This is a genomic window from Pseudomonas paraveronii (assembly GCF_963681955.1).
Classification (GTDB): domain Bacteria; phylum Pseudomonadota; class Gammaproteobacteria; order Pseudomonadales; family Pseudomonadaceae; genus Aquipseudomonas; species Aquipseudomonas paraveronii.
In genome coordinates this window covers 2703228-2724532 of record NZ_OY817130.1, presented here as the reverse complement: position 1 = coordinate 2724532, position 21305 = coordinate 2703228, and the positions used below count along the sequence as shown (strand labels likewise).

Below are 21305 nucleotides of genomic sequence, written 5' to 3'. Positions count from 1 at the left end.
ATGCTCAGGCCGTTAGCGTACAAATCCCTATTCTTCTTCACCCGGCGCTCAAGGCTGATAATGCGACTGGTTTTTTCGACTCTATTTAGCTCCACCCTGGCCCTGCTGCTGGCCAGTACCGCTGTGATCGCAGCCCCGCAAACCTACCTGACCGTGTATGGCGAACCGGCCAAGTATGCCACCGGCTTCAGCCATTTCGACTATGCCAACCCCAACGCGCCCAAGGGCGGCAGCCTGCGGCGTTCGGCCATCGAGATCGGACGCTTCGACCATGTGCTGCCCTATATCGACAAAGGCATCGGCGTGTCCCAGATCGACGGCTGGCTGTATTCGCCGCTGGCCCTGCGTTCCCTGGATGAACCGTACACCGTTTACGGCCTGGTCGCCGAGAAGATGGAACGTGCGGACGACGGCCTGTCGCTGCGCTTCTACCTCAACCCCAAGGCACGGTTCGCCGATGGCACACCGATCACCGCCGAAGACGTGCGCTACAGCTTCGATTTGCTGATGACCCAGGGTAGCCTGCGCTTTCGCACGCTGTTCGCCGACGTCAAACACGTCGAAGTCGAAGGCGAGCGGCAGGTGCGCTTCGATTTTTCCAGCGATGAAAACCGCACCCTGCCGCTGGATATCGCCACCCTGCCAGTGTTCCCCGAGCACTGGTGGAAAACCCGCGACTTCGCCAACGGCGGCGGCTACGAAGCGCCGCTGGGCAGCGGCCCGTATAAGGTCAGCAAGATCGACGCGGGCAGCACCATTACCTTTACCCGCAACCCTGACTGGTGGGGCAAGGACTTGCCAGTCAGCCGTGGCCTGTACAACTTCGATCACCTGAGCCTGGAATATTTCGGCGACACCGAAGTGGCGCGCCAAGTGCTACGTGGCGGCGCGTATGACTTCAACCGCGAGTTCTCCGCCACCGGCTACTCCATCGGCTACAACGGCCCGGCGCTGGATGACGGGCGCCTGCAACGTGCGCACCTGGCCAAAGAGATGCCGCAACCGGCCCAGGGCTATGTGTTCAACGTGCAGAACCCGATGTTCAAGGACCGTCGCGTGCGCCAGGCCCTGGCGATGCTGTGGGATTTCGAATGGGCCAACCGGCAGATGATGCGCAACCTGTACATCCGCCAGCAGAGCTACTTCTCCAATAGCCCGCTGGCCGCGAGCCAATTGCCCACTCCAGAAGAACTGGCGATCCTCGAACCGCTGCGCGGCCAGGTGCCCGACGAGGTGTTCACCCAGGTCTTCAAGGCGCCGGTCACCGACGGCAGCGGCATGATCCGCGACAAGCAACTGCAAGCCCTGGCCCTGCTGGAAGAAGCCGGCTGGAAACCCGATGGCGACAAGCTGGTCAACGCCGAGGGCGAGCCGCTGGAGTTCACCTTCCTCAATGCCCAGGCCGGCCTGGAACGCCTGTTGCTGCCGTACAAGCGCAACCTGGCACAGATCGGCATCACCCTGAACATCCGCCGCATCGACTCCTCGCAGTACGTCAACCGGCTGATGACACGGGACTACGACATGATCGTCACCGGTTTCCCGGTGACCATGTCGCCGGGGATGGAGCTGTACAACTACTTCGGCTCCACTGCGGCGTTCGACCCGGGCGCCAACAACTACACGGTGCTCAAGGACCCGGCCATCGACAGCCTGATCAAAGGCCTGGTCAAGGCCAACACCCAGGCGCAGATGCTCACCTACGCCCACGCCCTGGACCGGGTGCTGCAATGGAACTACCTGTGGATCCCCAATTACTACCCGCCCGGCACGTCCGCCGCGTGGTGGAACCGCTTCGGCCGCCCGGCGATCGAGGCGAAGAATGACGAAGCCCTGGAAACCTGGTGGGAAATCAGCCCCACGCCACTGACGAACGAACAAATGAACGCGCAGCTTAAAAAACGCGGAGGGGCCCACTGATGTTTGCCTATATCGTGCGCCGCCTGCTGTTGATCATCCCGACGCTGGTGATCATCCTGCTGGTCAACTTCGTAATCGTACAAGCCGCGCCCGGCGGGCCGGTGGAACAGGCGATCGCCCACCTGCAAGGCATCGGCGGCGGTGCCATCGGCGGCTCCGCAGGCGAAGGCCTCAGCAGCGGCTCGCGGGCCAGCCGGGGCCTGGACCCGAAACTGATCAAGGACATCGAAAAACAATACGGCTTCGACAAGCCGGCACCGGAACGCCTGTGGCTGATGCTCAAGAGCTACGCCCAACTGGACTTCGGCAACAGCTTCTTTCGCGGCGCGACAGTCACCGACCTGATCCTGGAAAAAATGCCGGTCACCATCTCCCTCGGCCTGTGGGCCACGCTGATCACCTACCTGGTGTCGATCCCATTGGGGATTCGCAAGGCAGTGCGCCATGGCAGCAGCTTCGATGTGTGGAGCAGCACCGCGATCGTGATCGGCTATGCGATGCCGGCGTTCCTGTTTGCGATGTTCCTGATCGTGGTGTTCGCTGGCGGCACGTCGTTGAACTGGTTCCCGGTGCGCGGCCTGGTCTCGGAAAACTTCGACGAACTGAGCACGGTGGGCAAGATCGCCGACTACTTCTGGCACCTGGTCTTGCCGGTCACGGCGCTGGTGATTGGCGGGTTCGCCACGCTGACCATCCTGACGAAAAACTCGTTCCTCAATGAGATCACGCGCCAGTACGTAGTCACCGCCCGCGCCAAAGGTTTGAGCGAACGCCGCGTGCTGTACGGCCATGTGTTCCGCAATGCGATGCTGCTGGTGATTTCGGGGATTCCCCAGGCGTTTATCAGCGTGTTCTTTGCCGGCTCGCTGCTGATCGAAGTGATCTTCTCCCTCGATGGCCTCGGGCGCATGAGCTACGAAGCCGCCGTGTCCCGCGACTATCCGGTAGTGTTTGGCTCGTTGTTTATCTTCACCTTGTTCGGCCTCCTGATAAAACTGATCGGCGACCTCTGCTACACCCTGGTGGACCCGCGTATCGACTTCGCCGCGAGGAACGCCTGATGCTCAATCTGTCTCCCGTGGCCCGCCGGCGTTTCGAACGCTTCAAGAAAAACCGCCGCGGCTGGTGGTCGCTGTGGCTGTTTATCGGCCTGTTTATCCTGACCCTGGGCGGCGAGCTGATCGCCAACGACAAGCCCCTGGTGTTGAGCTTCAAGAACGAGCTGTATTTCCCGGTGTTCAAGCGCTACACCGAACAGCAGTTCGGCGGGCAATTGCCGTTCCAGGCGGATTATCGCAGCGACTACGTGCAAAAGCTGATCAAGCAGGACGGCGGCTGGATGCTGTTCCCGCCGGTGCCGTTCAGCGATGACACGCCCAACTACGAGCTGACCCGCCCTGCCCCCAGCCCGCCTTCAGCGGTGAACTGGCTGGGCACCGATGACCAGTCGCGCGATGTACTGGCGCGGGTGATCTTCGGCGCGCGGGTGTCGATCCTGTTTGCCCTGGCGCTCACGGTGATCAGTGCGAGCATCGGCATCGCCTCCGGCGCGTTGCAGGGTTACTACGGCGGCTGGGTCGACTTGCTCGGCCAACGCCTCCTGGAAGTGTGGTCCGGATTGCCGGTGCTGTACCTGCTGATCATCCTGTCCGGTTTTGTCGAACCGAACTTCTGGTGGCTGCTGGGGATCATGGCGCTGTTTTCCTGGCTGGCCCTGGTGGACGTGGTGCGCGCCGAGTTCCTGCGCGGGCGCAACCTGGAGTACGTCAAGGCGGCGCGGGCGTTGGGTTTGGGTGACGCCAAGATCATTCGCCGGCATATCCTGCCCAATGCCATGACGGCCACCCTGAGCTACCTGCCGTTCATTTTGACCGGTGCGATTTCCACATTGAGCGCCCTGGATTTCCTCGGCTTCGGCATGCCGGCAGGCAGCGCGTCGTTGGGTGAGTTGATCGCCCAGGGCAAGCAGAACCTGCAAGCGCCCTGGTTGGGCCTGACGGCGTTTTTCACCTTGGCGCTGATCCTGTCGCTGCTGGTATTTATCGGCGAGGCGTTGCGTGATGCCTTCGACCCCCGTTCATGAGTGAGTCCGTATGAGCGACAACCTGATCGAGATCCGCGACCTCTGCGTCGCCTTCAGCGGCCAGGCCGTGGTGCACAACCTGAGCCTGGATGTACGCCCCGGCGAGTGCCTGGCGCTGGTCGGCGAGTCGGGCTCGGGCAAGTCGGTGACGGCCCTTTCGATCCTGCAATTGCTGCCCGAAGCCGGCACGCAAACCCGCGGCTCCGTGCGCTATCGCGGCCAGGAATTGATCGGTGCGTCGCCCGCCACCTTGCAAAAGCTGCGCGGCGACCGCATCGCCATAATCTTCCAGGAGCCGATGACCTCCCTCAACCCGCTGCACAGCATCGAAAAGCAGATCGGCGAAACCCTGCTGTTGCACAAGGGCCTGGGCGGCAAGGCGGCGCAGGCGCGCATCATTGAGTTGCTGGAACTGGTCGGTATCCAGAAGCCCGAGGAACGGCTCAAGGCCTATCCGCACCAACTCTCCGGTGGCCAACGCCAACGCGTGATGATCGCCATGGCCCTGGCCTGCGAGCCGGAACTGCTGATCGCCGACGAGCCCACCACCGCGCTGGACGTGACCGTGCAGCGCAAGATCCTGCTGCTGCTCAAGTCCCTGCAACAACGCTTGGGCATGTCGCTGCTGCTGATCAGCCACGACCTCAACCTGGTGCGCAGCATGGCGCAGCGGGTGTGCGTGATGCATACCGGCGAGATCGTCGAGCAGGCCGACTGCGAGACCTTGTTCACCGCGCCGCAACACCCCTACAGCCGCTTGCTGCTGGATGCTGAACCGGCGGGCGAGGCGCTGTGCAGCGAAACGCGTGAAACGGTGTTGCAGGTGGACGACCTGAGCGTGCAATTCCCCCTCGGCGGCGGCCTGTTTCAGCGCAAGACCTACCTGCGCGCGGTGGACGGCATCAGCCTCAGCGTGCAGCGCGGCAAGACGCTGGGCATCGTCGGTGAGTCGGGCTCGGGTAAATCCACCCTGGGCCAGGCGATCCTGCGCCTGCTGGATTCCACCGGCAGCATCCGCTTCCAGGGGGTGGCCCTCGACCCGCTCAATCACAAGCAGATGCGCCCATGGCGCAAGCAGATGCAGGTGGTATTCCAGGACCCTTACGGCAGCCTCAGCCCGCGCATGTCGGTGCAGCAGATCATCAGCGAAGGCCTGGAGGTGCATGCGCCGTGCAGCCTCGCCGAGCGCGACGCGCAGGTGATCCAGGTGCTCAAGGACGTCGGCCTCGACCCGGCCAGCCGGCATCGCTACCCCCACGAGTTTTCCGGTGGCCAGCGCCAACGCATTGCCATCGCCCGCGCGCTGGTGCTCAGACCGGCGCTGATGCTGCTCGACGAACCGACCTCGGCCCTCGACCGCACGGTGCAGAAGCAAGTGGTGGCGTTGCTGCGCGAACTGCAGGACAAATACGGCCTGACCTACCTGTTCATCAGCCATGACCTGGCCGTGGTCCGCGCCATGGCCCACGACATGATCGTGATCAAGGACGGCAAGGTCGTGGAGCGTGGCGCCAGCCATGACGTATTCGAATCGCCGCAACACCCTTACACCCAGGAACTGCTGGCCGCCGCACACATCCCCTTGTAGAAGCGAGCTTGCTCGCGAAAAGCGCAAGGACACCGCGTTCAACCAGCAGGCCCGCGTCATCGTTAACGTTTTTCGCGAGCAAGCTCGCTCCTACAGGATTCTGCACGCATGAACACCAGCCTCAAGGACTACCAACAGGTTCGCGGCCTGGCCATCCAGTCGCTGTTCGAGATCATCGAGCAGTCCAGCGAAGGCACGGTGATCGTCGACCGCGACGCCAACATCGTGTGGATGAACGAGCGCTACGCCAAGCGCTTCGGCCTTAAAAGCGCCGACGAAGCCATCGGCCAACCCTGCGAAAAAGTCATCTCCAACAGCCTGCTCCGCCAGGTGGTACGCACAGACCTGCCGATCCTGCTGGATATCCAGGACACGCCCAAGGGACCGCTGGTGGTGATGCGCCTGCCGATCCACAACGATGCCGGCGCGGTGATCGGCGCCATCGGCTTTGCGCTGTTCGATGAGCTGCGCAACCTGTCGCCGCTGATCGAGCGCTACCTGAGCATGCAGCAGGAGCTGGCGTCGACCCGCTCGCTGCTGCGTTCGCGCCAAAGCAAGTACACCTTTGCGCACTTTATCGGCACCAGCGCCGCCAGTTTGGAAGTCAAACGCCGTGCGCGGCGCAGTGCGAGCGCGGAGTCGCCGGTGTTGCTGCTCGGCGAAACCGGCACCGGCAAAGAGCTGCTGGCCCAGGCGATTCACGGGGCATCGCCCCGCGCGCACAAGGCATTTGTCAGCATCAACAGCGCCGCGATTCCCCATGACTTGCTCGAAGCCGAGTTCTTCGGCACCGCGCCAGGCGCGTTTACCGGCGCCGACCGCAAAGGCCGGCCCGGCAAGTTGCAGATCGCCCAGGGCGGCACGCTGTTTCTCGATGAAATCGGCGACATGCCGCTGCCACTGCAAAGCAAGTTGCTACGGGTGTTGCAGGAGAAGGAATACGAACCGGTCGGCTCCAACGAGATGCTGCACAGCGATGTGCGGGTGATTGCCGCCACGTCCATGGACCTTGAAGCGGCGATCAAGCGCGGCGAGTTTCGTGCGGACCTGTATTACCGGCTGAATGTGCTGCCGATCCGGGTGCCACCGTTGCGCGAGCGGCTGGAGGATATTCCGGCGTTGAGCGAAGCGATCCTCGAAGACCTGCGCAGCCACCACGAACTGGATCGCGAGGCCCTGGCGTTGTTGGCGCAGCATGCGTGGCCGGGGAATATCCGCGAGCTGCGCAACGTGCTGGAACGTGCGGCGTTGTTGAGCGATGACTTGGTACTGGATGCGGCAGAGATTCGCGCCGCGATCGGCACGTTCAGCCCGGTGGCGCGCGGGGCGGTGGAGACCGTCGAGGGCGAGACGTTTGCGGCGGCGCGCGAGCGCTTTGATCGGCAGGTGATCGGGGCGGCGCTCAAGGCCTGCGACGGGAATGTGGTGGATGCGGCCCAGCGCTTGGGGCTGGGCAGGTCGACCTTGTACAAGAAAATGGTCGCGCTGGGGCTGGCCACATCTCAATAAAGAGACACAAATCTCAATATAAAGACAATCCTTGTGGGAGGGGGCTTGCCCCCGATGGCAGTGCCTCAGTCAGCCTATTCTTTGCAGACCCACCGCTATCGGGGGCAAGCCCCCTCCCACCTTTGATCTGTTTTTGTCTCTAAATTGAGACAGCATTTGAAAAATCTGTTCACCGATAAAATAATATCTATTTATTTCAATAGGTTATGAACATGGCACACATCTCGCTATAGCCTTCCTCCACAGCTTCACCCCACAAAAATAACAATCCGATGGAGACACACCATGAGTGTGATCATTGCCCTGGCAGCCCTCGCGCTGCTGATGCTGGCTGCCTACCGTGGCTATAGCGTTATCCTGTTTGCCCCCATCGCCGCTCTCGGCGCTGTCCTGCTCACCGACCCGTCCGCAGTCGCCCCAGCGTTTACCGGGGTGTTCATGGAGAAAATGGTCGGTTTCATCAAACTGTATTTCCCGGTGTTCCTGCTCGGTGCCGTGTTCGGCAAGCTGATCGAGCTGTCGGGTTTCTCGCGCTCCATCGTGGCTGCCGCGATCCGTTTGCTCGGCACGCGCCAGGCGATGCTGGTGATCGTGCTGGTCTGCGCCCTGCTCACCTACGGCGGCGTGTCGCTGTTCGTGGTGGTGTTTGCGGTGTACCCGTTCGCGGCGGAGATGTTCCGCCAGAGCGACATTCCCAAGCGCTTGATTCCGGCGACCATCGCCCTGGGTGCGTTCTCGTTCACCATGGATGCGCTGCCCGGCACGCCGCAGATCCAGAACATCATCCCCAGTACGTTCTTCAACACCACCGCCTGGGCCGCGCCGTGGCTGGGGCTGATCGGCACGGTCTTCGTGTTCTGCACCGGCATGCTCTACCTGGCGCGCCAGCGCAACAAAGCGCAACGGGCCGGTGAAGGCTATGGCACCGAGCTGCGCAACGAGCCGGAGACTGCCGAAAACCTGAGCCTGCCTAACCCCTGGATCGCGCTGTCGCCGCTGATCCTGGTGGGGGTGATGAACCTGCTGTTCACCCACTGGATTCCGCAGTGGTACGGCAAGACCCACAGCCTCAGCCTGCCCGGCATGAGCGCGCCGGTGACCACCGAAATCGCCAAGCTCACCGCGATCTGGGCGGTGCAGGCCGCGTTGCTGGTGGGCATCATCATGGTGCTGGTGTTCGGCTGGTCAGCGATCAAAAGCAAGCTCGCCGAAGGCAGTAAGAGCGCGGTCAGCGGTGCGTTGCTGGCGGCGATGAACACCGCTTCGGAATACGGCTTCGGTGCGGTGATCGCCTCGCTGCCGGGCTTTTTGGTGCTGGCGGACTGGCTCAAGGGCATCCCCAACCCGCTGGTCAACGAAGCGATTACCGTGACCCTGCTGGCCGGTATCACCGGCTCGGCGTCTGGCGGCATGAGCATCGCCCTGGCGGCGATGTCCGAGAGTTTTATTGCAGCGGCCCACGCGGCCAATATCCCGCTTGAAGTGCTGCACCGGGTCGCGGCCATGGCCAGCGGCGGCATGGACACCCTGCCCCACAACGGCGCGGTGATCACGTTGCTGGCGGTCACCGGGCTGACCCACCGCGAAGCCTACAAGGACATCTTCGGCATCACGATTATCAAGACCCTCGCGGTGTTCGTGGTGATCGGTACTTTCTACGCCACCGGCATTGTGTGAGGTTTCTATGACAAACTTGAATGGCAAGACCGCCCTGGTCACCGGCTCCACCAGCGGCATTGGCCTGGGCATCGCCTTGAGTTTGGCCGAGGCCGGCGCCAATCTGATCCTCAACGGCTTCGGCGACGCCAGCGCGGTGATCGCCCAGGTGCAGGCGTTCGGCGGCAAGGTCGGGCACCACCCGGCGGACGTCAGCGACCCGGCGCAGATCGCCGACATGATCGCCTACGCCGAGCGTGAATTCGGCGGCGTGGACATTCTGGTCAACAACGCCGGCATCCAGCATGTGGCGGCGGTGGAAGCGTTCCCGGTGGAACGCTGGGATGCGATCATCGCGATCAACCTATCGTCGGTGTTCCACAGCACGCGCCTGAGCCTGCCGGGCATGAAGGCCAAGGGCTGGGGGCGCATCGTCAATATCGCCTCGGTGCATGGCCTGGTGGGGTCGGTGGGCAAGGCCGCGTATGTGGCGGCCAAGCATGGCGTGATTGGCCTGACCAAGGTGGTCGGCCTGGAAACCGCCACCAGCAACGTGACCTGCAACGCGATCTGCCCCGGCTGGGTGCTGACGCCGCTGGTGCAGAAGCAGATCGATGATCGCGCCGCCAACGGCGTCGACCCGCAACAAGCCCAGCATGATTTGCTCGCGGAGAAGCAGCCGTCGCTGGAGTTCGTCACCCCGCCGCAACTGGGCGAGCTGGTATTGTTTTTGTGCAGCGAGGCCGGTGCCCAAGTGCGCGGCGCGGCATGGAACATCGATGGTGGTTGGCTGGCCCAATAGACCAAACACAGAAAATCCAATGTGGGAGGGGGCTTGCCCCCGATGGCAGTGGGTCAGTACCGCATGTGCTAGCTGATACTCCGCCATCGGGGGCAAGCCCCCTCCCACATTGGAACGCTATTGTTTGGAAGACCTGTACAAGAATAAGAGACGTGCTTATGTCCGAGATCCTCTGGCAACCCTCCCCCGAACGCATCCGCCACACCCGGATGGACCAGTTCCGGCGCTTTATCAATGACCGCTACAGCGTGCAGCTCGACGACTACCCGGCGTTGCACCAGTGGAGCATCGACCAGCGCGCCGACTTCTGGCAGGCGCTCGTGGCGTTTTTCGACGTGCAGTTTCGCAGCCCGCCCAGCGCGGTGTTGATCGAAGACGCCGCGATGCCCAGCGCCCAGTGGTTCCCCGGCGCAACCCTGAACTTTGCCGAACACCTGCTGCGCCGTCGCGACGATCACCCGGCGGTAGTCGCCATCGGCGAAGACGGCCAGCGTGAGCAACTGAGCTACGCCGAACTGGCCGCCCACGTCGCCGGCCTGCAACGCAGCCTGCGGGCAGTCGGGGTTGGGCTGGGCGACCGGGTCGCCGCGTGCATGCCCAACACCTGGCAAACCCTGGTTGGCATGCTCGCCACCAGCAGCCTGGGCGCGATCTGGTCGTGCTCATCGCCAGACTTCGGCACCCAAGGCGTGATCGACCGTTTCGGCCAGATCGAACCCAAGGTGCTGATCGCCTGCGCCGGTTACCGCTACGCCGGCAAGACCATCGACCAGAGCGCCAAGCTCAACGAGATCCTCGAACGCCTGCCGTCCCTGCAGCAACTGATCATCGTGCCGTATGCACGGCCCCAGGCGCGGGTCGAGGACTATCGGAGCGCCGCCAACGTCGCGCTGTGGAGTGACTTCTATCAACCCGGCGGCGCGCCTGAGTTTGTCGCGGTGCCGTTCGACCATCCGCTGTATATCCTCTATTCCAGCGGCACCACCGGCGTGCCCAAGTGCATCATCCACGGCACCGGCGGCGTGCTGCTCACCCACCTCAAGGAACACGGCCTGCACGCGGACCTGTCCTGCGAGGATTGCCTGTTCTACTACACCACCTGCGGCTGGATGATGTGGAACTGGCTGGTCTCGGTGCTGGCGCTCGGCGCCACGGCGGTGCTGTACGACGGCTCGCCGTTTCACCCTGGTCCCGAGCGCTTGATCGACCTGATCGACGCGGAACGGATCAGCGTGTTCGGCACCAGCCCGAAGTACCTCGTCACCCTGGAAAAGGCCGGGCTGCAGCCGCGCCTGAGCCATGACCTGGGCAGCCTCAAAGGGCTGATTTCGACTGGCTCGCCACTGTCGCCCCAGAGCTACGACTACGTGTACCGCGAGATCAAGGGCGAGGTGTGCCTGTCCTCGATGTCCGGCGGCACCGATATCGTCTCCTGCTTCGTCATCGGCAATCCGGTGCTGCCGGTGCGCCGCGGTGAAATGCAGTGCAAGAGCCTGGCGATGGCCATCGAGGTGTGGGACGACCAGGGGCGGCCGCTGGTCGGTGAAAAGGGCGAACTGGTGTGTACGCGGCACTTCCCCGCCATGCCCATCGGCCTGTGGAACGACCCGCAGCAGAAAAAACTGCGCGCCTCCTATTTCAGCCAATTCCCCGGCGTCTGGGCCCAGGGCGATTACGCCGAGCAGCGGCCCAACGGCAGCCTGCTGATTCACGGGCGCTCCGACGCGGTGCTCAACCCTGGCGGCGTGCGGATCGGCACCGCTGAGATTTATCGACAGGTGGAAAAAGTCCCGCAGGTGCTGGAAAGCCTGGCCATTGGTCAACGCTGGCAGGACGATGTGCGGGTGGTGCTGTTCGTGCGGCTCAACGATGGCGTCAAGCTGGATGACGCCCTCGAACAGCAGATCCGCCAGGTGATCCGCGCCAACACCACGCCACGCCATGTACCGGCGAAGATCCTCGCCGTCAGCGATATCCCGCGCACCATCAGCGGCAAGATCGTCGAACTGGCGGTGCGCAATGTGGTACATGGCGAACCGGTGAAAAACACCGACGCGCTGGCCAACCCGGAGGCCCTGGCACAGTTCCGCGACCGGCCTGAACTGGCATTTTAAGGTGAAAGGTTTCAGCGCCAACGCACTCATTTGAAGACAAACCCCCAATGCATGCTATTTTTCGGGGGTAGTCACCCATCGTTGTCCCACCGGATAATGGGTGTTGTCATTTTTCAAAGCGTTACGCTCAGGGCTTTTTATGAAGGAAACATCCACCGGTAGCGAAGCCGCCGCATTGATTGCGCGGCTGGACTGGGCCAAAAGCCCCCTCGGTGAGGCCAATGATTGGCCGCAAAGCCTGCGCACCGCCGTGGATATTGTCGTCCACTCGCCGATGCCGATGCTGCTGTTATGGGGCAGCGAACTCATCCAACTCTACAACGACGCCTTCGCCCTGCTGGCGGGCAACAAGCACCCTGACGCGATGGGCCAACCGGCGCACCAGACCTGGCCGGAATTGCACAGTTTCACCGCACCGATCTATGACGCGGTTCTCAGTGGCCAGGTGCGTTCCTTCAGCGAGCAGCGCTTTGTCCTGCAACGCAACCGGCGCGACACCGAGATCTGGCTCGACCTGACCTACAGCCCGATCCGCGATGAATCCGCCAGCGTGTGCGGCATCCTCGTCACCGCCATCGAAACCAACGAACGCCGCCAGTTCACCCAGGAACTGCAACAGCGCTCCGAAGCCAGCCTCAAAGCCCAGCAAAGCACCGAGCAACGCCTGCGCCACCTCAACGAAAACCTCGAAGAGCGTGTGGCCCAGCGCACCCTGGCACTGGCCGAGGCCAACCAGCGCCTGCAAAACGAGATGGTCGAACGCGAACGTGCCGAAGACGCCCTGCGCCATGCGCAGAAGATGGAAGCGGTGGGCCAGCTCACCGGCGGCATCGCCCATGACTTCAACAATATGCTCACCGGCATCATCGGCAGCCTGGACCTGATGCAACGCTACATCGCCGCCGGGCGCAGCGACGACATCGGCCGCTTTGCCGACGCCGCCGTGGCCTCCGCCCATCGCGCCGCCGCCCTCACCCACCGCCTGCTCGCGTTCTCGCGGCGCCAGTCGCTGGACCGCCGCCCGCTCGATCCGAACCAGTTGGTGGCCTCGCTGGAAGACTTGTTCCGGCGCACCAAGGGCGCGCACATCACGCTCAAGGTGCAACTGGGCAACGATATCTGGCCGGTGAACACCGACGCCAGCCAGTTGGAAAACGCCCTGCTCAACCTGGTGATCAACGCCCGGGATGCCATGCCCGAAGGTGGCGAACTGCTGATCGAAACCGCCAACAGCTACCTGGACGGCACCGACATCACCACGCTGGAACCGGTCAAGGCCGGTGATTACGTGATGCTCGGCGTGTGCGACAACGGCACCGGCATGGCGCCGAAAATCCTCGCCAAGGCCTTCGATCCGTTTTTCACCACCAAACCCATCGGCCAGGGCACCGGCCTCGGGCTGTCGATGATCTATGGCTTCGCCCAGCAATCCGGCGGCCATGTGACCCTCCACAGCGAACCGGGCCAGGGCACCTGCGTGCGCTTGTATTTGCCACGCCTGCACGGCACCGCCCTGGAAAGCAGCCTGCCGACCAGCCTCAGTGAGGCGCCGGTGGCCCTGGCCGGAGAGGCCGTGGTGGTGGTCGAGGACGACCCGGCCGTGCGCATGCTGGTGGTGAATGTACTCGATGAACTGGGCTACACCGCGCACCAGGCAGCGGATGCGCGCACGGCCTTGCCGCTGCTGGAATCGGACTTGCGCGTGGACCTGCTGGTGACCGATGTCGGCCTGCCGGGCATGAACGGCCGGCAACTGGCGGAAATCGCCCGTCAGCATCGCCCGGGCCTGCGCATCTTGTTCATGACCGGTTATGCGCAAAAAGCCACCGAACGCCAGCGCCTTCTGGAGGACGGCATGGACATGGTCTCCAAGCCGTTTTCCATCGACCTGCTCGCCACCAAAATTCGCAGCATGATCAGCGTCGATGATTCAGTTAAGGCATAATCGCGCGCCGTCGCACACTTGGTAGAGAACCATGAAAGCCCAAGCCCGTCATATCCTGGTGAAAACCAGCGAAGAAGCCGAACAGCTCAAGCAGCGCATCGCCAAGGGCGAAGCGTTTGATGTGCTGGCCAAGAAGTACTCCACCTGCCCGTCCGGCAAGCGCGGCGGAGATCTGGGCGAGATTCGGCCGGGGCAGATGGTCGGCGTGATTGATGCGGTGATTTTCAAGAAGCCGCTGCGGGTGGTGCATGGGCCGGTCAAGAGCAAGTTTGGGTATCACTTGGTGCAGGTGTTTTATCGGGATTGAGGGGTTGGCTTTAGGTCGCTATCGGGGGCAAGCCCCCTCCCACAGTGAGCGCAATGCGGTCAACTGTGGGAGGGGGCTTGCCCCCGATCCGCCGCAGGCGGCCATTCACCCCCGAGGAATCAACGCCCCCGACACCTGGATCACCCGGCTCGCCAACCGATGCCCAGCCAAGGCCGCCTCTTGCGGCGCACCGCCCTTGAGCCGACTGGCCAGGTACGCCGCACTGAACGAGTCCCCCGCCGCCGTGGTGTCGACCACCGTCTCGACCTTCAACGCCGGCACGGCAAAGCGCTGGCCTGCGCAACGAATCAAACAGTCCTCGGCACCGCGCTTGAGCACGACTTCCGCGACTGCCGGATACGCCGCGAACACCTGCTCGCTGTCGGTATAACCAAACAACGCGCACTCGTCATCCTCGGTCAGCAAGGCCATATCCACTTCGGCCAAGACCTTGTGATAGGCCGCACGCGCGGCCTCGACACTGGCCCACAAACGCGGTCGGTAGTTGTTGTCGAACACCACCCGACCGCCGCGCCGACGGGTTTCGATCAAGGCGTGCAACAAACGCTCACGCCCGACTTCCCCCAGCACCGCCAGGGTGATGCCGCTGAAATACACCACGTCATAGCCCGGTAACGCGGCCAAAATCGGTGCAGCGGCGGCCGTGGTGAAGCAGTCGCGCACGGCCGCTTCGTTGCGCCAGTAGAGGAATTTGCGCTCGCCGTTGGCGTCGGTCTGGATGCAGTACAACCCCGGCAACCGCCCGGGTAGGCGCTGGACCATGCCCAGGCCAAGGCCTTCGGTGGTCCACTGTTGGCACATGGCGTCGCTGAAGCTGTCATCGCCCAGGGCGGTGACGTAGTCGACGCTGCCGAGCGCGCCCAGCTCACGGCGTAGGTACACCGCGGCGTTCAGGGTGTCGCCGCCGAAGCTCTGGTGCAGGCTGCCGTCGGCGCGGTGTTGCAGTTCGATCATGCATTCGCCGATGAGGGCGATGCGGGGTGTTGTGTTCATGCCTGTTGTCTCCGGTGCGGCTGATGGCCCCTTCGCGGGCGAGCCCGCTCCCACCTTTGAATGTGTTCGCACATCCAAAGGGCGCAGCGGGTTTGCTCACGATAGAGGCGACGCGGTCTAGAAACAGGTATGCAGGGACTCGATCACCTGCAGTTGCTCATCCACCAGGCAACCGACCTGCCACTTGTCGAAGGTCAGGCACGGGTGGGAAGTGCCGAAGGAAATGATGTCACCGATGCGCAGTTCAACCCCCGGTGCCACGCTCATGAACGCATGTTGGTCCATCACCGCCGTGACCTTGCACGCGCTCACGTCATCGCCTTGCGTCGGCACAATCCCGGCTTTGTAGCGCTTGAGCGGTACCGGCAGACCGGCGTCGTAGGCCACATCGCGCTTGCCCAGGGCGATCACCGCGAAGCCAGGCTCAGGCAACGATTGCACATGGGCCCAGACTTCCAGCGCCGGGCGCAGGCCTTCATTGAGGTCGCTACGCCGGTCGAGCACGCAGCATTGCGCGTCTTTGTAGATGCCGTGGTCATGGGCTACATAGCTGCCGGGACGTAGCACGCTGAGGAAACGACCGGCGGCGTTTTGCGTTTCGAAGGACTCGGCGATCAAGTCATACCAGGCCGATCCCGACGCGGTGATGATCGGCTTGGCCAGGTCGAACGAGCCATTGTTCTGCAGGTCCACGGCCAGGCGCACCAGGCTCGCGGCGAATTCGCGGATGCCGCTGATCGCATGCTCGCCGTGGATCACGCCTTCGTAGCCTTCGATACCGGTCAGCACCAACGCCGGCTGGGCCTTGATCGCCTTGGCCAGGTCGCGCACTGCCTGCTCGCTGCGGCAACCACAACGGCCACCGACCACGCCGTACTCGATCATCACGTTCAGGTGCAGGCCACGGGCGGCGAAGAACAGGCCCAGGTCGGCGACGTTGTCCGGGTGGTCGACCAGGCAGTGGAAGTCAAAGTCCGCGTCGGCCAGCAACTCGGCGATCAACGCCATGTTCGGCGCACCCACCAGTTGGTTGGCCATCAACACCCGGCGCACGCCGCCGGCATAGGCGGCGCGGGTCTGTACCGCACTGGCCAGGGTGATGCCCCAGGCACCGGCGGCGATCTGGCGCTGGAACAGGGCCGGCATCATGCTGGTCTTGCCATGGGGCGCAAGCTCGGCGCCGCTGTTGCTGACAAAGGCCTGCATCCAGCGAATGTTGTGTTCGAGGGCGTCGCGGTGCAGCACCAGGGCCGGCAGGCTGACGTCACGGACCAGATGGGCGCCGACAGCGGCGGCGCCTTTTGCAACGGCGTTGATGGCAGACATGGAAAGCTCCTATTCGTTGATGCGACGGGCCAGGTTGTTGGCGCTTTCGATCAACACCCGGCGGTAGTCATTGTAGTTTTTACTGGCATCGGCGCGGGGGGCGACGATGCACAGGGTCGCAATGCTCACGCCCTGCGCGTCCCGGACCGGGGCGGCAAAGCAATGGGTAAAGGTGTCGGCCACGCTGTCGAAGGAAAAGAAGCCCTCGACGCTGGCCTGACGGATCTGCGCGAGGAAAGTCTCCAGCGGCAAGCGCTGGCCGTCCGGCAGGATGAAGTCGTCAGGGTCGATCAGGTCGATGATCTGCTGGTCGCTCAAGTGCCCCAGTAACAGGCGCCCGGACGCGGTCCACGGGATCGGTGCGTTTTCACCGATGTCCGAGGAAATCCGGAAATGCCGCTCGCCTTCACGCATCAGCGCCACCGTGTATTTGCGCCCGTTGAGCAGGCACATCTGCGCGGTTTCGTGGGTCTGGCTGACGATCGCCTGCAAGGCATGGTCGGCCTCGCGGGTCAGGTCAAAATGGCGCAGGTGCGCTTGACCGAGGAAGTACAGCTGGCGGCCGAGGTAGACGTGCCCGTCCTTGCCCACGGTTTCCAGGATGCGGCGTTCCAGCAAGGAGGCGACCAACTCGTAGACCGTGGACTTGGGGCTGCCGATGCCGCTGGCAATATCATTCGGGCGCAGGGGCTGGCCGATTTCCTTGAGGAAGTCGAGGATGTCGAATGCACGGTCCAGGCCTTTGGCGCGGCGTTTGATGGTGTCTTCGGTCATGGGAGTTTCGGTCCGCTGAAAGGTGATCCCTTGTGGGAGGGGGCTTGCCCCCGATGGCGGTGTGCCATTAGACACATCTGTTGCTGATACACCGCTATCGGGGGCAAGCCCCCTCCCACATTGGATTTGATGGGGTTTTGAGAGTGGGGCATTTAGCCCTTTTTCTTGTAGGCCACGCAATCGATCTCGACCTTGCAATCCACCATCATGTTGGCCTGCACGCAGGCGCGTGCCGGGGCGTGTTCGGGGCTGAAGTATTCGCCGAAGACTTTGTTGAAACTCCAGAAATCCCGCGGGTCTTCCAACCATACGCCGACGCGCACTACGTCTTTCAACTCATAGCCGGCCTCTTCGAGAATCGCCACCACGTTGCGCATGGTCTGGCGGGTTTGCTCGACGATGCCGCCGTTGATGATTTCACCGTCCACCGCCGGCACCTGGCCCGAGACGTAGAGCCAGCCGTCCGCTTCCACCGCGCGGGCGAAAGGACGGGGCTGGCCACCACCGGCGGTGCTGCCGGTGCCGTAACGCGTAATGCTCATAAATAGTGCTCCTTGACTGACAGTTAAAAACGAATGTTCTTCAGGAATTCCGCCAGGCGCGGCGACTGCGGGCGTTCGAAGATGTCCTTCGCCGAGCCCTGTTCTTCAATACGGCCCTGGTTCATGAAGACGATTTTGTCCGAGACTTCGTAGGCAAAGCGCATCTCATGCGTCACCAACAACATGGTCATGCCCTCTTCCGCCAGGCCCTTGATCACGCTGAGCACTTCGCCCACCAGTTCGGGGTCGAGGGCCGAGGTGACTTCGTCGAACAGCATCAGGCTCGGGTTCATCGCAATCGCACGGGCGATGGCCACGCGCTGTTGCTGGCCGCCGGACAACTGGCCGGGGAAGTGATTGCGGCGCTCCAGGAGTCCTACACGGTCCAACCATTTTTCCGCCAAAGCCACGGCTTCGTCCTTAGGCATTTTCTTAACTTTCAACAAGCCCAAGGTGACGTTCTGCAGCGCCGTCAGGTGCGGGAACAAGTTGAACTGCTGGAAGGCCATGCCGGTCATGGCGCGGTGCTGGGCGATCACCCGCTCCGGGTGGCGCACGCGCTTGCCGGCGATGTCGCTGTAGCCAATGGACTCGCCGTCCAGGGTGATCTGCCCGCCCTGGAATTCTTCCAGCAGATTGACGCAGCGCAGCAGCGTGGTCTTGCCCGAGCCGCTGGAGCCGATCAACGTCACCACGTTGCCGCGCTGCATGGCCAGGTCGACGCCCTTGAGCACCTCCACCGGGCCGTATTGTTTACGCAGGCCGCGAATGTCCAGCAGCGGTTGGGTCGTTTGAGGTTGGTTCATGGCAAGGCCACCCGCTTTTCAATGTAGCGCCCGAATAACTCGATGGCGTAGTTGATGACAAAAAACAAAAAACCGGCGAACAGGTAGAACTCCAGGGTCATAAAGGTGCGCGCAATCACCTGCTGGGTGCTGAGCAGCAACTCGGCGACGCCGATCACCGACAACAGGGTCGAGGCCTTGACGATTTCCGTGGAGGAATTGACCCACGTCGGCAGGATCTGCCGCAGCGCCTGGGGTAGCAGCACGTAGCCCAGGGTCTGGTAGAACGTCAGGCCAATCGCCTTGCCCGCTTCCATTTGCCCACGGGGAATGGCTTGCAGCGCGCCGCGCACGATTTCCGCGACGTGGGAGCCGCAGAACAGCGTCAGCCCGACCGCACCGGCCTGGAACGCGCTGATCTGCCAACCGAGCGCCGGCAGCATGTAGAAACACGCCAGCACCAGCACAAACACCGGCGTGCCACGGATCAGATCGACATACAGGCGAAACGGCGCGCGCATCCAGAATCTGCCGTAGGTCAGGATCAACCCGGCGACGATGCCGATCAGGGTGCCGAAGATAATCGCCAGCGCCGAGACATACACGCTGGCCTGGAACCCCGCCCAGAGGGTGTCCCGGGCGATCCACAACTCATGCAGCCAGCTGGGGGATTGGTACATGCGAGCCTCTTCTAACGACGGATCGCCAGACGCTGTTCCAGGTAACGGAGCAGCATGGCGATCAGGTAACAGGCGGCCACGTAGAGCGCGGTCGTGACCAGCCAGGTTTCAATCACCCGGTAGCTTTCGACGTTGATCTTGCGGGCGTAATAAGTCAGCTCCGGCACCGCGATCGCGGCCGCCAGCGAGGTGTCCTTGAACAGCGAAATGAAGTTGTTCGACAGCGCCGGCAGTACGTTGCGCAGCATCACCGGCACGGTGATATAAGCGCGGATGCGCCACTCGCCAAGGCCGATGGCCAGCCCGGCTTCGCGCAAGCCCTTGGGAATATTCAACAGCCCGGCGCGGAACACTTCGGTCAGGTAGGCGCCGGCGTACAGCGACAGGGTGATGATGAACGAAGGGATCTTGTCCAGGCGGATGCCCAGGCTCGGCAACGCAAAGTAGATCAACAGGATCAGCACCAGGATCGGCGTATTGCGCACCACCGTCACATACACCGAGGCCAACATGCGCAACGCGCGGTGTCTGGACAGCATGGCAAACGCCATCAGCAGGCCGATCACGCAGCCGATGGCGATCGACAGCAGCGCCAGCTCGAGGCCCAGCCACAGCCCCGCCAGCAAGGTGTCGAAGTCGCGCCACACGGCGGCAAAGTTCAACTGATAGTTCATGGTCGACAGTACCTGATGGGGACGCCGTTCGCGGCGCCCCGGTTTTCACGAATCACTTGAACTCGACGGGGAAACCGATCGCAGGCTCCGGCAGCTCGACACCGAACCATTGCTTGAACGAGGCCTTGTAGGTGGGGAATTCCACACCGGTCATGGCTTCATGCAGCGCGGTATTGACGAAATTCAGCCAGTCCTGGTCGCCGCGCTTGACCGCGCACGCGTAGGTTTGCGGGCTCCAGGCGTAAGCCGGGCTGCGGTAGCGCCCAGGGTTCTGCACCATCAGGTATTTGACCGAAGACTGGTCGGTGGCGGCGGCATCGGCGCGGCCGGAGTTCACCGCCTGGTACATCAGGTCGACGCTGTCGTACTGATCGACCTTGGCCTTGGGCAGCGCCTGGTGTACCAGTTCTTCGGCGTACACGTTTTGCAGCACGGCCACGGTGACGCCGTCGCCAGCGGCTTGCAGGTCTTCAATTTCCTTGTATTTGCTGTTGTTCGGCAGCAGCAGGCCGACGCCTTCGCGGTAGTACGGCAGGGTAAACGCCACCTGCTGCGCTCGGCTGGCGGTGACGGTAATGAACTGGCAACTCATGTCGACCTTATCGGTCAGCAGGTTGGGAATCCGTGCGTCGGACGACTGCACCACAAACTCGACCTTGCTTGGGTCGTTGAACAAGCCCTTGGCCACAATGCGACCGATGTCGATATCGAACCCCTGCAACTTGCCATCCGCTCCCTGGAAGTGCCACGGCGCATTGGTACTGCCTGTACCCACGACCAGATGCCCACGCTTGAGCACATCATCGAGCTTGCTGCCCGCCGCCTGCACGGTGCTTGCGAGGGAAGCCGATGCGGCGAAGAGAAAAACACACGCTTTGAACACGGAAGGTCGGTGATGCATGACAAGCACTCCAGGAGTTGTGTATTCCGCTATACCGGAACTTGGTATGTAACAACGGAATAGACAGCAGAAACTGTGCCATACGCGGTAATGGAAAAATACGCTGGGAATAAAGTCGTTTTAAATCAGCGGCATACATATTGATGCGGCATACGGCGTAACGCGAGTAACGGCGATCCCTTTGCTACCCAAGGCCCCACACCCCGTGACACGTCCACATGAACGCACCGCCCTGGCGTTACCGTGCACCTTTATCGCGCTCACACACCTTGAACCGGGAGTGACCTGTGAAGATTGACAGTAGACGTAGGTGATCTCCCCACCTAGCGTAAGCACATGAGCAACCGGGAGAAGCCCTCATGAACTATGTCAACGCCGTGGTTGAGGACAAGGCTGCGTTTGAACGGGAACTGGATACCCCACAGCCTGTGTTTATCGTGTTCATGTCACATGCCTGCACCGCGTGCAGTGACGCGATGCCGCGGTTCCTGCAAATCAGCGAGCGTTACAAGGGCCAGGTCAAAGTCTTGATCCTTGACTGCATCAACACGCCCAAACATCCGCGCGTCGACCGCATCCCGATGCTGCTGATCTACCGCGACCAGGTACTGCTCGACGCCCTGCCCGGCCTTCGCGAAGACGCGCTGGAAAAAGCCTTCGAGCAGTACACCCGAGCCTAGGCGGT

The 21305-nt window shown here is 62.6% G+C and carries 19 protein-coding genes; 11 read left to right on the top strand and 8 right to left on the bottom strand.

Features of this window, described 5'->3' with window-relative positions:
• Positions 1–60: 60 nt before the first annotated feature.
• The 10 genes from U5A08_RS12405 (at position 61) to U5A08_RS12360 (ending at position 13924) form a co-directional block, all read left to right on the top strand.
• Positions 61–1920, top strand: a complete 1860-nt coding sequence (locus U5A08_RS12405) for an extracellular solute-binding protein (protein WP_321851742.1) — start codon at positions 61–63, stop codon at positions 1918–1920.
• Positions 1920–2981 (top strand): microcin C ABC transporter permease YejB, encoded by a 1062-nt coding sequence (locus U5A08_RS12400; protein ID WP_253395218.1) that lies wholly within the window; start codon positions 1920–1922, stop codon positions 2979–2981. The genes U5A08_RS12405 and U5A08_RS12400 overlap by 1 nt, the downstream gene beginning before the upstream one ends.
• Entirely contained in the window at positions 2981–4003 is a 1023-nt protein-coding gene (locus tag U5A08_RS12395) for an ABC transporter permease (RefSeq protein ID WP_247407106.1), read from the top strand. Before U5A08_RS12400 ends, U5A08_RS12395 begins: the two co-directional genes overlap by 1 nt.
• Before the next feature lie 10 nt (positions 4004–4013).
• On the top strand, positions 4014–5591 hold the full coding sequence (locus U5A08_RS12390; protein ID WP_321851740.1) for an ABC transporter ATP-binding protein: 1578 nt from the start codon (positions 4014–4016) through the stop codon (positions 5589–5591).
• 108 nt (positions 5592–5699) lie between these two features.
• Positions 5700–7100: a sigma-54 interaction domain-containing protein gene (locus tag U5A08_RS12385; RefSeq protein ID WP_321851738.1), complete on the top strand. Its 1401-nt coding sequence runs from the start codon at positions 5700–5702 to the stop codon at positions 7098–7100.
• 285 nt (positions 7101–7385) lie between these two features.
• Positions 7386–8777, top strand: coding sequence for a GntP family permease (locus tag U5A08_RS12380; RefSeq protein WP_253395212.1), 1392 nt, complete (start codon positions 7386–7388; stop codon positions 8775–8777).
• Positions 8778–8784: 7 nt separating this feature from the next.
• The gene (locus tag U5A08_RS12375; RefSeq protein WP_253395210.1) at positions 8785–9558 is read left to right on the top strand and encodes a 3-hydroxybutyrate dehydrogenase; all 774 of its coding nucleotides are present in this window, start codon (positions 8785–8787) and stop codon (positions 9556–9558) included.
• Positions 9559–9716: 158 nt separating this feature from the next.
• Positions 9717–11672 carry an acetoacetate--CoA ligase gene (locus tag U5A08_RS12370; RefSeq protein ID WP_321851735.1) on the top strand — a complete coding sequence of 652 codons (1956 nt, stop codon included), beginning with the start codon at positions 9717–9719 and terminating at the stop codon, positions 11670–11672.
• A 139-nt stretch (positions 11673–11811) separates the two neighbouring features.
• The gene (locus U5A08_RS12365; protein ID WP_253395206.1) at positions 11812–13617 is read left to right on the top strand and encodes a response regulator; all 1806 of its coding nucleotides are present in this window, start codon (positions 11812–11814) and stop codon (positions 13615–13617) included.
• 31 nt (positions 13618–13648) lie between these two features.
• The gene (locus U5A08_RS12360) at positions 13649–13924 is read left to right on the top strand and encodes a peptidylprolyl isomerase (RefSeq protein ID WP_247401393.1); all 276 of its coding nucleotides are present in this window, start codon (positions 13649–13651) and stop codon (positions 13922–13924) included.
• 105 nt (positions 13925–14029) lie between these two features.
• Here U5A08_RS12360 and U5A08_RS12355 read toward each other — a convergent pair whose 3' ends face one another.
• From U5A08_RS12355 to U5A08_RS12320, 8 genes are all read right to left on the bottom strand, one after another.
• Positions 14030–14938, bottom strand: a complete 909-nt coding sequence (locus U5A08_RS12355; RefSeq protein ID WP_253395204.1) for a sugar kinase — start codon at positions 14936–14938, stop codon at positions 14030–14032.
• A gap of 117 nt (positions 14939–15055) precedes the next feature.
• Positions 15056–16264 (bottom strand): amino acid deaminase, encoded by a 1209-nt coding sequence (locus U5A08_RS12350; RefSeq protein WP_321851732.1) that lies wholly within the window; start codon positions 16262–16264, stop codon positions 15056–15058.
• A gap of 9 nt (positions 16265–16273) precedes the next feature.
• The gene (locus tag U5A08_RS12345) at positions 16274–17038 is read right to left on the bottom strand and encodes an IclR family transcriptional regulator (protein WP_253395201.1); all 765 of its coding nucleotides are present in this window, start codon (positions 17036–17038) and stop codon (positions 16274–16276) included.
• Between the two features lie 152 nt (positions 17039–17190).
• Positions 17191–17580 (bottom strand): RidA family protein, encoded by a 390-nt coding sequence (locus tag U5A08_RS12340; protein WP_253395200.1) that lies wholly within the window; start codon positions 17578–17580, stop codon positions 17191–17193.
• A 23-nt stretch (positions 17581–17603) separates the two neighbouring features.
• Complete coding sequence (locus U5A08_RS12335; RefSeq protein ID WP_321851729.1) at positions 17604–18386, bottom strand: amino acid ABC transporter ATP-binding protein; 783 nt, start codon at positions 18384–18386, stop codon at positions 17604–17606.
• Positions 18383–19045, bottom strand: a complete 663-nt coding sequence (locus tag U5A08_RS12330; RefSeq protein WP_276193372.1) for an amino acid ABC transporter permease — start codon at positions 19043–19045, stop codon at positions 18383–18385. The genes U5A08_RS12335 and U5A08_RS12330 overlap by 4 nt, the downstream gene beginning before the upstream one ends.
• 11 nt (positions 19046–19056) lie before the next feature.
• The gene (locus tag U5A08_RS12325; RefSeq protein ID WP_247401364.1) at positions 19057–19719 is read right to left on the bottom strand and encodes an amino acid ABC transporter permease; all 663 of its coding nucleotides are present in this window, start codon (positions 19717–19719) and stop codon (positions 19057–19059) included.
• A 52-nt stretch (positions 19720–19771) separates the two neighbouring features.
• The gene (locus U5A08_RS12320; protein WP_321851725.1) at positions 19772–20620 is read right to left on the bottom strand and encodes a transporter substrate-binding protein; all 849 of its coding nucleotides are present in this window, start codon (positions 20618–20620) and stop codon (positions 19772–19774) included.
• A gap of 359 nt (positions 20621–20979) precedes the next feature.
• Here U5A08_RS12320 and U5A08_RS12315 point away from each other — a divergent pair, with 359 nt between their 5' ends.
• Positions 20980–21300 carry a thioredoxin family protein gene (locus U5A08_RS12315; protein WP_253395197.1) on the top strand — a complete coding sequence of 107 codons (321 nt, stop codon included), beginning with the start codon at positions 20980–20982 and terminating at the stop codon, positions 21298–21300.
• Positions 21301–21305: the final 5 nt, after the last annotated feature.